This is a genomic window from Amycolatopsis sp. NBRC 101858 (assembly GCF_030269325.1).
GTDB classification, from domain to species: domain Bacteria; phylum Actinomycetota; class Actinomycetes; order Mycobacteriales; family Pseudonocardiaceae; genus Amycolatopsis; species Amycolatopsis ponsaeliensis.
Genome location: NZ_BSTD01000001.1, coordinates 165,360 through 177,764 on the forward strand (window position 1 = coordinate 165,360; position 12,405 = coordinate 177,764).

Here is a 12,405-nt window from a genome sequence, read left to right on the forward strand (position 1 = left end):
ATGCGCGGATGCCGGGCGAAAGGTGATTCGCTCCCCGGTCAGCTGTCCAGGAGAGCGCTGCCCAAGGGCGTCAGCGAATGCAGCACGGTGTTGCGCTCCCGGTGCGTGATGATCAGCCCGGCGCGCCGCAGCACCGTGGTGTGCTTGCTGACCGCCGACGGCGTGACCCCCAGCCGCGCCGCCAGCTCGGACGTCGAGCAGCCCACCGTCAGCACCGCCAGCGCCGCCGCGCGGGTCGGGCCCAGCAGGTCCGCCAGCGCCTTGCCCGACGCCTTGTGCGCCCCGTGCCCGAAACCCGCGGGCGGCGCGGCCTGGCGGACGCACGGGTAGTGCAGCCGCGGCGTGCCGCCCGGGGCCGCGGGGACCAGGGCCGGGCACACCGAGAAGTACGTCGGCACCAGCAGCAGGCCGGTGCCCTCGGACGGGACCGTGCCCGGGATCCGGTCGTCGGTCTCCAGGACCGGCGCCGCCCAGCGCACCAGCGGGCGGAGGCCGGTCAGCAGCGCGTCGACGCCGCCGTGGAGCAGCAGCTGCGTGCGCATCCCGAGGTCGGCGTCCACTTGGCCGGACACGGTGTCCCAGCTCGGGGCGAGCGCGACCTCGTGGTACTCGCGCATGGCCTGGACCAGCCGCGGCAGGCCCGCGGTGTCGCCGTCCGCGAACGCGGCGGCCCACGCCGGCAGGTCGCGGTCGGGCGGCGCCGTGCGCAGCGCCGTCTTCAGGCTCACCGAGTCGGTCTTCAGCACCGCCGTGAGCCCGGACTCCAGCTCGTAGCGCCCCGCCGAGGGCAGCACGAACCCCGGGATCGGCGCGTCCGGCCGGCAGAGCCACATGAGCACCGCGGCCGAGTCGGGCAGGCTCTGCCACACGCGGTAGCGCCACCGGTTGAACGCCGCCGAAGCCGCCGCGCGGCCGCCGTCGCGCCGTTGCAGGATCTGCAGGCTCCCGGCGAGCTCGCCCATCGGGTCGGCCGCGGCCGCGAGCCCGACGCGGACGAGGTCCGGCAACGTCAGCTCGATGCGCACGTGCTCCCCCTGGTGTCTGCCCCTCTATCGGCGCCGGTTCCGTTCCGTTACACGCCTGACGTGCGTTCTGTCCCCTCGCGGAAATGACCTCGACGACGGCGGGAGCGCACTGAATGATGGATTCCGGAGACCGCTTTCGGGGGTTTGACGGTCTCGACGAGGGGGATTCGCCGGCACGTCCTCGCGCCGGGTCCACGGTGGACCCGGGGCCGGATCGCGCCTGCCTTCTTCCTTCGTGACCACGGGGTGAACCGACGAAAAGGGGAACGATGACGAAGATGAAGCGGCTGATGGTGACGGTCGCCGCCGCGGCGGGGCTGTTCGGGCTGGTTTCCGTCCCGCAGGCCGGCGCGGCTCCGGCTCCGGCCGAGGGCCAGGGAACCGCGGTCTCGGCGCTCGCCGGCGGGATCAAGCTGCGCCCGGCGAAGGTGGGTGCCGCTCACCGGTCCACCGCCGGGGTCGCCGGGGCGAACGTCGCCGAGGCCGACGCCTACCTGATCGAGTCCGCCGCCTTCGGCCGCTGCTGGGACGCCGACCTCGGCACGATCGGTGGCAACGGCACGAAGATGCAGCTGTGGGACTGCGACGTGTACGCCGCGAACCAGGCGTTCTACATCACCCGCATCCCGGAGGGCTACCTGCGCTTCCAGAACGTGCAGAGCGGCCGGTACCTCGACGCCGACCTCGGCACGGCCGGCGCCAACGGCACCAAGGTCCAGCTGTGGGACTACCGCGCGGCCGCCAAGAACCAGTGGTGGGCCGACACCGTGAACCCGGAGGGCTACCTGCGCCTGCAGAGCCCGCAGAACAACCGGTACCTGACCGGCGAGGGTTCGGTCGGCTCCAACGGCACGCGGCTGCAGCTGTGGGACTACATCGCCGGGGGCAAGTCGCAGTGGTGGTACTGAGCCACTGACCGACTGAGTCACTGATCGGAAACGCGGGTCCCGGGCGGGGCCCGCGTTTTCGTTGCCGGCGAACGGTTCGGCGCTCAACTTGATCTTTCGTGTGAATGACCCGGTTTCGGTGGCACGCGGGATCGCGGCGGCAGCAACCTGGTTCCAGGGGGCACGCGCCGGCGAGGGGGAGCTTCGGCCGGGCGTGCACCCGTTCACGGGAGGGGAGCCCGCACATGAGTGTCGACCTGTCCACCACGCTGTCCTGGACCACCGCGACCGGGGACGCCGGGGTGATGCTCGGCGAACTGCAGCCGAACATCCTCAAGGCCCACGTCCGCGACCATCTTTCCGCACTGCTGCTGGGATTCGGCGACGCGGCGGAGGCCCGGGCGTTCCTGGTCTCGCTCACCGGGAAGATGAAGTCCGCCCAGGCCCACCTCGACGAAGTCGGCGCGTTCAAGGGCGGCGGCGCGGCGGGCACGCCGTACGTCGGGGTGGGGCTCACCGCGGCCGGCTACCGCGCCCTCGGCGTCGAGAACTTCCCGCAGGACGAGGCATTCCTGCGCGGGATGGCGGCACCGGAGACCCGGCGGAGGCTGAACGACCCGCCGCGCTCGACGTTCGATCCGGGCTACCACGCGGAAATCCACGCGGTCGCGCTCGTCGGCGACGCCACGGACAAGGCGATGACCGCGCGGCGCAACGAAATCCTGGACCTGCTGCCCGACTCCGTCACCGTGCTCGCGGAGGAGACCGGCCTCGGCCGCGTCAACGCGCGCGGCGAGGGAATCGAGCACTTCGGGTACGTCGACGGCCGGAGCCAGCCGCTGTTCCTCACCGAGGACGTCGACGCGGAGAAGAACAACACCGACGGCATCAACGTGTGGAACCCGGCGGCGCCGCTGTCCCAGGTGCTGGTGCCGGACACCGCCGCGCCCGATCCGGCCCTGCACTTCGGCAGCTACTTCGTCTTCCGCAAGCTGGAGCAGAACGTGCGGCGGTTCAAGCAGGCCGAGGCGGACCTGGCCGACACACTCGGCCTGACCGGCGACGACCGCGAGCGCGCGGGCGCGATGATCATCGGCCGGTTCGAGGACGGCACGCCGCTGACCACCCAGCGCGAAGACGGCGCGGAAAGCCCGGTGTCGAACAACTTCACCTACGACAGCGACCGCGCGGCGCTGAAGTGCCCGTTCCAGGCGCACATCCGCAAGACGAACCCCCGCGGATCCGGCGGCGCCGAGGAACCGCCCGGCGAGCGCCTGCACCTGATGGCCCGCCGCGGCGTCACCTACGGCGAGCGGCCGGACGACCCGAACGCCGACGTCCCACCCGCGGCGCGCCCGAGCGGCGGGGTCGGGCTGTTGTTCATGGCGTTCAACTCGGTGCTGGGCAACCAGTTCGAGTTCACGCAGGCGGTCTGGGCGGACAACCCGGGCTTCCCGATCATCGACGGCGTGACGCCGGGCCTGGACCCGGTGATCGGCCAGGGCGAGCGCGGGACGTCGGACTACACGGTCGAATGGGGCGGATCGGCCCAGCGCACGGCCGATCCGGTGCCACAGTCGGTGACGCTGCGGGGCGGTGAGTACTTCTTCATGCCGTCGCTGGCCTTCCTGCGGGCGCTCTGACCAGTTTGCCGTCGGGGAGGGCGGCGGAGGGGTCGACGCGGCCCCCGCCACGATCCGCCGTGACCGTGGCGGGGACCCAGCCCAGGTAGCAGCCGTCGAAGCGGCGGGAGTCGAGGTCCTCCCGGCTCGGCAAGTCAGGCCGGGTCGAGGAGGTCCACAGCCGGCGACCCCGCCGCCACCCCGGCGGCCGGGCTTCCCACTCCGCTCCTCGACCCGCCGAACGCCGTGAACCGCATGACCCCGTCGCTCACAACTCCGCCAGCCGGTCCAAAGCCAGCAGCCCCGCCCCCAGCCGTCCGGCCTCGTCGCCCAGCTTCGCGATCCGCAACTCCGGCATCCGCTGAAATGTCAGATGCGAAGCCAGCCACTCGCGCACCGGCTCCAGCACGTAGTCCGCCGCCGTGAAGAGGCCGCCGCCGAGGATGATCACCTCCGGGCCCAGCAGGGTCAGCAACGTGCGGATTCCGTGGCCCAGGCCGTCGAGGGCGTCCTGGACCACCGCCACCGCGACCTCGTCGCCGTGGCGGGCCAGGTCGACCACCTCGCGGGCGCCGTCGGCCGCGCGGCCCGTGCGCTCCGTGTAGCGGCGGGCGATCGCCGCCGCCGAGGAAATCGCCTCCAGGCAGCCGATCGCTCCGCAGCCGCACTTGCCGGGGTGGCCCACGTCGATGTGCCCGACCTCGCCCGCCTGCCCGTGCGCGCGGTGGATCCGGCCGTCGAGCAGCAGCGCGGCCGCGATCCCGGTGCCGACCGGGATGAACGCCGCGTTCGTCGCGCCCTGGCCCGCGCCCACGCGGAACTCGGCGATGCCGCCCGCGGTGACGTCGTGCCCGAACGCCACCGGCAGCCCGAGCCGCTCCTCCAGCAGCTCGCCGAACGGGACCTCACGCCAGTCGAGGTTGGCCGAGAAATGACAGACGCGGGTCTCCTCGTCCACGATCCCGGGCACGACCACGCCGACCGCGGCCGGCGCCTCGGTCCCGGCCTGCGCGGACAACGCGGCCACGATGTCCACGACCTGCGCGGCCAGCGCCGTGCCGTCCGCGCTGCGCGCCGTCTCCGCGCGCAGCGCCGCCCGGGGCTGGAGCTGCTCGTCCAGCAGCGCTGCCTTGATCGTCGTCCCGCCCACATCGAGGGCCGCCACCATTCGAGTCACCGCGGCATTGTCACATTGACGCGCCCCGAACGGCGGACCTACGCTCAACCGGCCAGACGAGGAGATTCCGGAACGCGGTGAAAGTCCGCGCGGTCGCGCCACTGTGACCCCCGCCAGGGGGAAGCCAGACCCGGATCCCTTCGTGGAGACCCCGATGAGGCCGCGAAAGCCCGAGGAGGCCACGCTCATGTCCCAAACGGCAGCTCCCGCCGTTCCGCTCCCGATCCGCATCCCGATCCGTGAGATCGTGCCGTGGGCGGTGTTCGTGGTGCTCCTCGCCCTGATCGCGCTGTACTTCGTGAGCGCCGAGCAGGGCGCGACGGCGGTGTTCGCGAACAACTACGTCCACGAGTTCGTGCACGACGGCCGGCACCTGCTGGCCTTCCCCTGCCACTGATCGGCGGCACGACCTCCCATGATGAAGACCCTGCTGGTCCGCGGCATGCTCGCGGGCCTGATCGCCGGCGTGCTCGCGTTCGGGTTCGCCTACGCCTTCGGTGAGCCGTCCGTGAACACCGCCATCGGCCTCGAAGAGTCCGGCGGCCACGCCCACTCCCACGACGCGGGCGCCACCCCCGCGCCGGCCGAGGAACCCGAAGAGGAGCTCGTCCCGCGGGACATCCAGAGCACCGTCGGGCTGCTCACCGGCGTCCTGGTCTACGGCGTCGCGATCGGCGGCCTGCTTTCGCTCGCCTTCGCGTTCGCCCAGGGCCGCCTCGGCAGCCTCCGCCCCCGCGTGACGGCGTTGCTGCTCACCGGCGGCGCGTTCGCCGTGGTGTTCCTGGTCCCGTTCCTGAAGTACCCGGCCAACCCGCCGGCGGTGGGCCAGCCGGGCACGATCGGCTCGCGCACCGAGCTGTACTTCGGCTTCGTCGCGGTCTCGCTGCTGGCGGGCATCCTCGCGACGGTGTTCGGCCGCAAGCTCGCGGACCGCTTCGGCGCGTGGAACGGCTTCCTCCTGGCCGCGGCGGGCTACCTCGTCGTGATCGCCGTGGTGGCCTGGCTGATGCCGGTGGTCGACGAGGTCCCGGCGGACTTCCCGGCCTCGACGCTGTGGAGCTTCCGCACGGCTTCGATCGGCACGCAGCTGACGCTGTGGCTGGCGCTGGGCCTGGCGTTCGGCGCCTTCGCGGAGAAGTCGCTGACGAAGAAGGCGGCCGTCACCGCATCGTGACCTCGTGATCGGGCCGGCCGGAACAACCGGCCGGCCTGTTCGGGCGTGATCGTCAAGACGGCGATCACGAGGGGGAAACGGTGACGAACCGGCAGACGATCCTGACGGTGTTCCTGATCTGGTCTCTCATGGCGCTCTCGCCGATCGGCGCCGACTGGCTGACCTCGATCGGCGTGGGCGAGTGGACGGCCGTCTGGGTGGTGGCCGCGGCGCCGTTCGTCGTGGCGCTGATCGGCCTTCCGTATTGGCGGCGCACCGGCAAGCGAACAGCCACGCGGCAGCTGCTGCTGGTCTGGGTGGGCGCGCCCGGGATCGTCCTCGGCCTGACCGGCCTGATCACCGGTTCGGCGTCGCGCGGTCACGTGTTCGTGCTGGTCTTCCTGGCCATCCCGGCCGCGATCGCCCTCGTGGTCATCGCCCTCGGCGGGCGGCGAGCGGACGGTTAGGGCACACCGGGCGGGACGAATGGCAGGTCCGTCGGCGCGCCCCGGTCGAGCAGGGTGCGCAGCGCCGCGGTGTCCAGGTGCTCGCCGATCGCGTCGGCCAGCTTCTCCAGCATCTCTTCGCGCAGCTCGGCGAAGCCGGGCGCGTCCGCGGCCGGGGTCCACGCGACCCCGGCCTGGGCCGCGGCTTCGGTGAGCCACGCGCGGCGGAAGGCGTCGTTCTCGAAGGCGCCGTGCCACATCGTGCCCCAGACCGCACCCCGGCGCGCGCCGTCCAAAAAGGACTCCTGTGCCGACGCCATCGTCACCGAGCCGTGGTGGATCTCGTACGCGTCGACGCGGTTGCCCCGCCAGTCGCCCGACGGGCGGGCGAGCACCTTCTCCGCGGCGAACGTCACGCGCGCCGGCAGCAGGCCGAGGCCCGGCACCGCGCCGGCGCCGGACTCGACGTCGTCCACAATGGACTCGGCGAGCATCTGGTAGCCACCGCAGATCCCGAGCACCGGCCGGCCCGCCGCGGCGCGCGCGGCGACCGCTGTGTCGAGGCCGCGGTCGCGCAGCCAGGCCAGGTCGTCGACGGTGGCGCGCGAGCCGGGCAGCACCACGACGTCCGCCGCCGCGACGGTGTCGGGGTCGGCCGTGAGCGTCACGGTGACGCCGGGTTCGGCCGCGAGGGCGTCGACGTCGGTGGCGTTGGACGCGCGCGGGAAGCGCACGACGGCCACCCGCAACCCGGGGCCGTGGGCCTCCCGGCGCCAGCCCGCGGCGGCGAGGGCGTCCTCGGAGTCGATCCAGACGCGGTCGAGCCACGGGAGCACGCCCAGCACCGGCCGGCCGGTCACCTTCTCGAGGCTGTCGAGGCCGGGGCGCAGCAGGCCGACGTCGCCGCGGAACTTGTTGACCACCCAGCCGGCGACGAGCGCCTGGTCCTCGGCGGAGAGCAGGGCGAGGGTGCCGAACATGGCGGCCAGGACGCCCCCGCGGTCGATGTCGCCGACGACGAGCACGGGCAGCCCGAACCGGCGCGCGAGCCCCAGGTTGACGTAGTCGCCGCCGCGCAGGTTGATCTCGGCGGGGCTGCCGGCGCCTTCGCAGACGACGACGTCGTAGCGGGAGCTGAGGTCTTCGTAGGCGGCGAAGGCGATCTCGGCGAGCCCGGCGCGGCCGGTGGCGTACTCGCCGGCTTCGAGGGTCCCGAAGGGCTTCCCGAGCGCGACGACGTGACTGCGCCGATCGCTGCCGGGCTTGAGCAGAACGGGGTTCATGGCGGCTTCGGGTTCGACCCGCGCGGCGCGGGCCTGCAGCCACTGGGCGCGCCCGATCTCGGCACCGTCGGCGCAGACCATGGAGTTGTTGGACATGTTCTGCGCTTTGAAGGGGGCGACGCGGACGCCTTGGCGGGCAAGCCACCGGCAGACCCCGGCGGTGACGAGGCTCTTCCCGGCATCGGAGGTGGTGCCGGCGATGAGGAGGCCGCTCATCGGGCCACCCCGGACATCGTCCCCGCGGTGAAGAGGCCGCTCATCGGGCCACCCCGGCGGCGGCCACCACCGCGGCGAGCCCGACCAGCCGCGACAACCGCACCGCCCTCCTCAAGTCGACCGGCTCCGGATCGCGGCCCTCGCCGAGCCGGGCTCGGCTCTCCACCTCACCGCCGTAGCTGTTCGTCCCGCCGAGCCGGATGTCCAGCGCCCCCGCGAACGCCGCCTCGACCTGGCCCGCGTTCGGGCTCGGGTGCTGCCCGCCGTCGCGGCGCCAGACCCGCCACGCACCCCGCGTGCGGCCTCCCACCAGCGGCGCGCACAACGCCGTGAGCACTGCTCCGATCCGCGACGGCGCCAGGTTGGCCACGTCGTCGGCGCGCGCCGCGGCCCAGCCGAAGTTCCGGTACCGCGGCGACCGGTACCCGACCATCGCGTCGAGCGTGTTGAGCGCGCGGTAGCCGAGCAACCCGGGCATCCCCGCGACCGCGCCCCAGAACAACGGCGCGACCACCGCGTCCGAGGTGTTCTCGGCGATCGACTCGGTCGCCGCGCGGGTCAGCTCGGCGGAGTCGAGCGTCGTCGCGTCGCGCGCGCAGAGGTGCGACAGCCGCGTACGCGCCGAAGGTACTTCGCCCGCTTCGAGCAGGCGGGCCATTTCGGCGCCTTCGGCGGCGAGGCCGCGTCCGCCGAGCACTGCCCACGTACACGCGGCAGTGAGCGCGAAGCGCGCGAAGGGACGTCGCCGCGTCGCCGTCTGAAGCGCGACGCCGAGGCCGACAGCACCGAAGGCGCACAACCCCGCGTACACGGCTCCGCGCGGCTTCGAGTCCGCCCACAGGACGCGTTCGAGGCGCGCGGCCGCCGAACCGAAGATCGCGACCGGGTGCCCCCGTCGAGGGTCGCCGAACAGGGTGTCGGCGGCATATCCGGTAACGAGTCCGGCAGCGGTTGTCCCTAGACGGAGTGGCACGTGGCGCACGGTAGCGCGTGCACCACAATGCCGGGTATGACCAAGCTGACCCGCCGGCTCGCCGGGTACCTCGAGAACCTGGCACGCGCCCTTCGCCGGTACGGCCGCGACGAAGTCAAGGTGCTGGTCCTCGGCGGTGTCCGCTCGGGGAAGTCGCGGCACGCCGAACGGCTCGTCGCCCGCCACCCGCACCTCGTCTACGTCGCGCCCGGCCTGCCCGCGAGCGACGACGATCCCGAATGGGCCGCACGGGTGGCCGCGCACCAAGCGCGGCGGCCGGCGAACTGGAAGACCGTCGAGACGACGGACCTCGCGGGCACCCTCCGGAAGGCGACCGAGCCGCTGCTGATCGACTGCCTCGGCACCTGGCTGTCCCGGGTGCTGGACGACGTCGGCGCGTGGCGGCAGAAGCCGGGCTGGGAGCACCGGCTCGACGACCGGCTCGAGGACTTCCTGGCCGCCTGGGCCGCGGCGCGGGTCCCGGTGGTCGCGGTCAGCAACGAGGTCGGCAGCGGTGTGGTGCCCGCAACGTCGTCCGGACGGCTGTTCCGTGATGTGCTGGGCGCACTGAACAACCGGGTGTCCGCCGACGCCGACCGGGTCGTGCTGGTCGTCGCGGGCCGGGCGCTCGACCTGTAGCCAGGAGGCTCCCGTGTTCGACGTACCCGCGCCCGACCCCGCCGCCCGCGCCGCCGCGCTCGACCGGCTCGACGGCCTGGTCAAGCCGCTCGGCGCGCTCGGCAAGCTGGAGGAGATCGCCGCCTGGCTGGCCGCGGCGCACGGGAGCGTGCCGCCGCGCCCGCTGGACGACGTCCGGGTGGTCGTCTTCGCCGGCGACCACGGCGTGTCGGCGCTGTCGGCGTACCCGCGCGAGGTGACCGCGGCGATGGTGCGGGTGTTCCTGGCCGGCAAGAGCGGTGTGAACGTCCTCGCGGCGCAGGTCGGCGCGCGGGTCCGCGTGGCCGACCTGGGCGTCGACTGGGACGGCGCGGACGTCCCCGCCTCCGTCACCGCGCACAAGATCCGCCGCGGCTCGGGCTCGATCGACGTCGAGGACGCCCTGGCGCCGGGTGAGGCGCAGGCGGCGTTCGAGGCGGGCCGCGCGATCGCCCGCGAGGAGGCCGACGCGGACGTGCTGATCCCGGGCGACATGGGCATCGGCAACACGGCGATGTGCGCGGCGCTGGTGGCGGCGTCGCTGGGCCTGCCGGCGGCCGAGGTGGTCGGCACGGGAACGGGCGTCGACGCGGCCGGGCTGGAGCGCAAGACGGCGGCGGTCGCGGCGGCCCTGGCCCGGACGGCGGCCCGGGTCGAGGACCCGTTCGAGCGGTTGACGGCCCTGGGCAGCGCGTGCGTGGCGGCGACGGCAGGGTTCCTCGTCGAGGCGGCGCTGCGACGGATCCCGGTGCTGCTGGACGGGGTGTTCTCCGGCGCGGCGGCGCTGGTCGCGCGGGACATCGCGCCGGGCGCGGAGCGGTGGTGGCTGGCCGGGCACCGGTCCACGGAGCCTTCGCAGGCGTTCGCGCTGAAGGCGCTGGGGCTGGAACCGATCTTGGACTTCGGGCTGCGGCTGGGCGAAGGCAGTGGGGCGGTCCAGGCGGTCCCGGCACTGCGGGCGGCGCGGGCGATCATCGCGGACATGGGCCTGCTGGCGGACCTCGCTTGAGCCGCTGGGCCGACTCCGCGCGGCTGGCCGCCGGGACGCTCACCACCATCCCCGTCCCGGCGCCCCGCGTCATCGACCGGCGCGTGGCCGGGGGCGCCATGATGCTCGCCCCGCTCGCCGCCCTCCCGCTCGCCGCGGCCGCCGGGCTCGTCGTCGCCGGTGGGAACGCCCTCGATATCCCGAAGATCGCCACCGCCGCCCTCGCGCTCGGAGCCGTCGCGCTCGGGAGCCGGGGCCTGCACCTCGACGGGCTCGCCGACACCGCCGACGGCCTCGGTGCCTCCTACGACCGCGCCAAGGCCCTCGACGTGATGCGCCGCGGGGACTCCGGCCCCACCGGGGTCGCGACGCTCGTCTTCGTCCTGCTCGTCCAGGTCGGCGCCCTGACCGCCGCGCAGCCGGTGACGGCGGCGGTGGCGGTCCTCATCGGGCGCTGCACGCTCTCGATGTCGTGCGCGCGCGGCGTTCCGTCGGCGCGGCCCGAGGGACTGGGCGCGACCGTCGCCGGCTCGGTCCCGAGAACCGTCGCGGTCGGGATCGCCGTGGCCGCCGCCGGGCTCGCCACGCTCATCCCCGGGATGGCCTGGTGGCGGGGCCCGCTGGCCGTGGTGCTCGCCTACGCCGTGACCGCGGCTCTCCTGGCCAGGTGCACCCGGCGGCTCGGCGGAGTCACCGGCGACGTCCTCGGCGCCGGGGTCGAGGTCGCCGTCGCCGCCTCGCTGCTCGCACTCGCCTAAAACGTCGTACCCCACGCCTAAGGTCCCGACCGTGAACCGGACCGACCGTCTCTACGCCCTCGTCGAAGAACTGCGCGCCGTCGCGCCGCGGCCCCGCAGCGCGCGCTGGCTCGCGAACCGGTTCGAAGTCAGCACCCGCACGGTCGAGCGGGACATCAGCGCGCTGCAGCAGTCGGGCACGCCGATCTACGCCGAACCCGGCCGCACCGGCGGGTACTGCCTCGACAAGGCACGCACCCTGCCGCCGGTCAACCTGACCCCCGGCGAGGCCGTCGCGATGGCGATGGCACTCAAGCGGCTGGCCGGTACGCCGTTCCGCACCGAAGCGAGCTCGGCGTTGCGCAAGCTCGTCGCCGCGATGCAGGCCGACGACGCCGCGGCGGCCGAAGCCCTGGCCGGCCGGGTCCACTTCCTCGAAGACCCGCGCGACCTCCCGCCGATCCCCCGCGTGCTGGCCGACGCGCTGGTCACCCGCCGCGTCCTGCGCATCGGCTACGGCGATCGTGGCGGCGCCGAGACGCGGCGGGAGATCGAGCCGCTGGGGTTCGTCGGCAAGCCCGAGCACTGGTACCTGGTGGCCTGGTGCCGGCTGCGCGAAGAGATCCGCGCCTTCCGCACCGACCGGATCAAGTCGATCGCGGTCACCGCCGAGGTACCCCCGCACCGCCCGCTGCGGCGCGAGGACCTCGACATCCCGTACGGCGTGGTCGAGCAGCTCAGCTTGGCGGAGTGAACACCGAGAAGTGGTTGCCGGCCGGGTCCAGCACGTGCGCGAACTTCACGCCGACCGGGTTGACGGCCGGCGGCCGCTGCACCTTTCCCCCGGCCTCCTCGACCCGGCGGCACGCGGCGTCGACGTCCTCGACGAGCACGGTGAACACGGCGTAATCGGGCATTTCACCCTTGGTCGCGAAGAGCCCGCCGCGCGAGCCGCCGGTGTCGATCACCCGGTAGGCGGCGTCGGTGCTGGCCGAGTCGTCCTGCGCGACGCTCCAGCCGAAGACCTCGCCGTAGAACCGTTCGGCAGCCGCCGGGTCGGCGGCGCCGATCTCGAACCAGGCGACGTCGTTGAATCGGGGCATGTCGTTCCTTCCACTGCCGCACCGGGCCGTTCCCGGCGGCGACACCCACTCTCGGTAGCGGTGGCGACAGCCCCCTGTCGGTGTTTCCGGCGGGGTTTGTCAACCTCGCCCGCCGGCCCGGCGTGTACCCGGTAAAGC

General features: G+C 73.6%; 14 protein-coding genes. 9 read left to right on the forward strand and 5 right to left on the reverse strand.

Features of this window, described 5'->3' with window-relative positions; translation table 11 throughout:
• Nucleotides 1-38 precede the first annotated feature (38 nt).
• Nucleotides 39-1,025, reverse strand: coding sequence for an ArsR/SmtB family transcription factor (locus QSK39_RS00735; protein WP_285475717.1), 987 nt, complete (start codon nucleotides 1,023-1,025; stop codon nucleotides 39-41).
• A gap of 269 nt (nucleotides 1,026-1,294) precedes the next feature.
• On the opposite strand from QSK39_RS00735, the gene QSK39_RS00740 reads away from it, so the two are divergent.
• Nucleotides 1,295-1,933, forward strand: a complete 639-nt coding sequence (locus tag QSK39_RS00740) for an RICIN domain-containing protein (protein WP_285475718.1) — start codon at nucleotides 1,295-1,297, stop codon at nucleotides 1,931-1,933.
• A gap of 224 nt (nucleotides 1,934-2,157) precedes the next feature.
• Nucleotides 2,158-3,555, forward strand: coding sequence for a Dyp-type peroxidase (locus QSK39_RS00745; RefSeq protein WP_285475719.1), 1,398 nt, complete (start codon nucleotides 2,158-2,160; stop codon nucleotides 3,553-3,555).
• Between the two features lie 247 nt (nucleotides 3,556-3,802).
• On the opposite strand, the gene QSK39_RS00750 is transcribed toward QSK39_RS00745, so the two are convergent.
• A complete protein-coding gene (locus QSK39_RS00750; RefSeq protein ID WP_285477890.1) occupies nucleotides 3,803-4,702 on the reverse strand; it encodes an ROK family protein in 900 nt (299 codons plus the stop codon).
• A gap of 196 nt (nucleotides 4,703-4,898) precedes the next feature.
• Here QSK39_RS00750 and QSK39_RS00755 point away from each other — a divergent pair, with 196 nt between their 5' ends.
• The 3 genes from QSK39_RS00755 to QSK39_RS00765 all read left to right on the forward strand — a co-directional run bounded on the left by QSK39_RS00755 (nucleotide 4,899) and on the right by QSK39_RS00765 (nucleotide 6,331).
• The gene (locus QSK39_RS00755; RefSeq protein ID WP_285475720.1) at nucleotides 4,899-5,108 is read left to right on the forward strand and encodes a CbtB domain-containing protein; all 210 of its coding nucleotides are present in this window, start codon (nucleotides 4,899-4,901) and stop codon (nucleotides 5,106-5,108) included.
• Nucleotides 5,109-5,126: 18 nt separating this feature from the next.
• Entirely contained in the window at nucleotides 5,127-5,885 is a 759-nt protein-coding gene (locus QSK39_RS00760; RefSeq protein WP_285475721.1) for a CbtA family protein, read from the forward strand.
• 80 nt (nucleotides 5,886-5,965) lie between these two features.
• A complete protein-coding gene (locus tag QSK39_RS00765) occupies nucleotides 5,966-6,331 on the forward strand; it encodes a hypothetical protein (RefSeq protein WP_285475722.1) in 366 nt (121 codons plus the stop codon).
• Here the strand turns inward: QSK39_RS00765 and QSK39_RS00770 are convergent.
• Nucleotides 6,328-7,809: a cobyric acid synthase gene (locus QSK39_RS00770; protein ID WP_285475723.1), complete on the reverse strand. Its 1,482-nt coding sequence runs from the start codon at nucleotides 7,807-7,809 to the stop codon at nucleotides 6,328-6,330. The two genes, QSK39_RS00765 and QSK39_RS00770, sit on opposite strands and share 4 nt — an antisense overlap.
• 40 nt (nucleotides 7,810-7,849) lie before the next feature.
• The gene (locus QSK39_RS00775; protein ID WP_285475724.1) at nucleotides 7,850-8,782 is read right to left on the reverse strand and encodes a cobalamin biosynthesis protein; all 933 of its coding nucleotides are present in this window, start codon (nucleotides 8,780-8,782) and stop codon (nucleotides 7,850-7,852) included.
• Between the two features lie 36 nt (nucleotides 8,783-8,818).
• Between QSK39_RS00775 and QSK39_RS00780 the strand changes: the two genes are divergently transcribed.
• Genes QSK39_RS00780 through QSK39_RS00795 form a run of 4 tightly spaced genes read left to right on the forward strand, consistent with a single transcriptional unit; the run spans nucleotide 8,819 to nucleotide 11,918 of the window.
• Complete coding sequence (locus QSK39_RS00780; protein WP_285475725.1) at nucleotides 8,819-9,421, forward strand: bifunctional adenosylcobinamide kinase/adenosylcobinamide-phosphate guanylyltransferase; 603 nt, start codon at nucleotides 8,819-8,821, stop codon at nucleotides 9,419-9,421.
• 13 nt (nucleotides 9,422-9,434) lie between these two features.
• Nucleotides 9,435-10,448 carry a nicotinate-nucleotide--dimethylbenzimidazole phosphoribosyltransferase gene (cobT, locus tag QSK39_RS00785; protein ID WP_285475726.1) on the forward strand — a complete coding sequence of 338 codons (1,014 nt, stop codon included), beginning with the start codon at nucleotides 9,435-9,437 and terminating at the stop codon, nucleotides 10,446-10,448.
• Nucleotides 10,445-11,185 carry an adenosylcobinamide-GDP ribazoletransferase gene (locus tag QSK39_RS00790; protein ID WP_285475727.1) on the forward strand — a complete coding sequence of 247 codons (741 nt, stop codon included), beginning with the start codon at nucleotides 10,445-10,447 and terminating at the stop codon, nucleotides 11,183-11,185. The genes cobT and QSK39_RS00790 overlap by 4 nt, the downstream gene beginning before the upstream one ends.
• Nucleotides 11,186-11,216: 31 nt before the next feature.
• Nucleotides 11,217-11,918: a helix-turn-helix transcriptional regulator gene (locus QSK39_RS00795; protein ID WP_285475728.1), complete on the forward strand. Its 702-nt coding sequence runs from the start codon at nucleotides 11,217-11,219 to the stop codon at nucleotides 11,916-11,918.
• Here QSK39_RS00795 and QSK39_RS00800 read toward each other — a convergent pair.
• Complete coding sequence (locus tag QSK39_RS00800) at nucleotides 11,902-12,267, reverse strand: VOC family protein (RefSeq protein WP_285475729.1); 366 nt, start codon at nucleotides 12,265-12,267, stop codon at nucleotides 11,902-11,904. The two genes, QSK39_RS00795 and QSK39_RS00800, sit on opposite strands and share 17 nt — an antisense overlap.
• Nucleotides 12,268-12,405 lie beyond the last annotated feature (138 nt).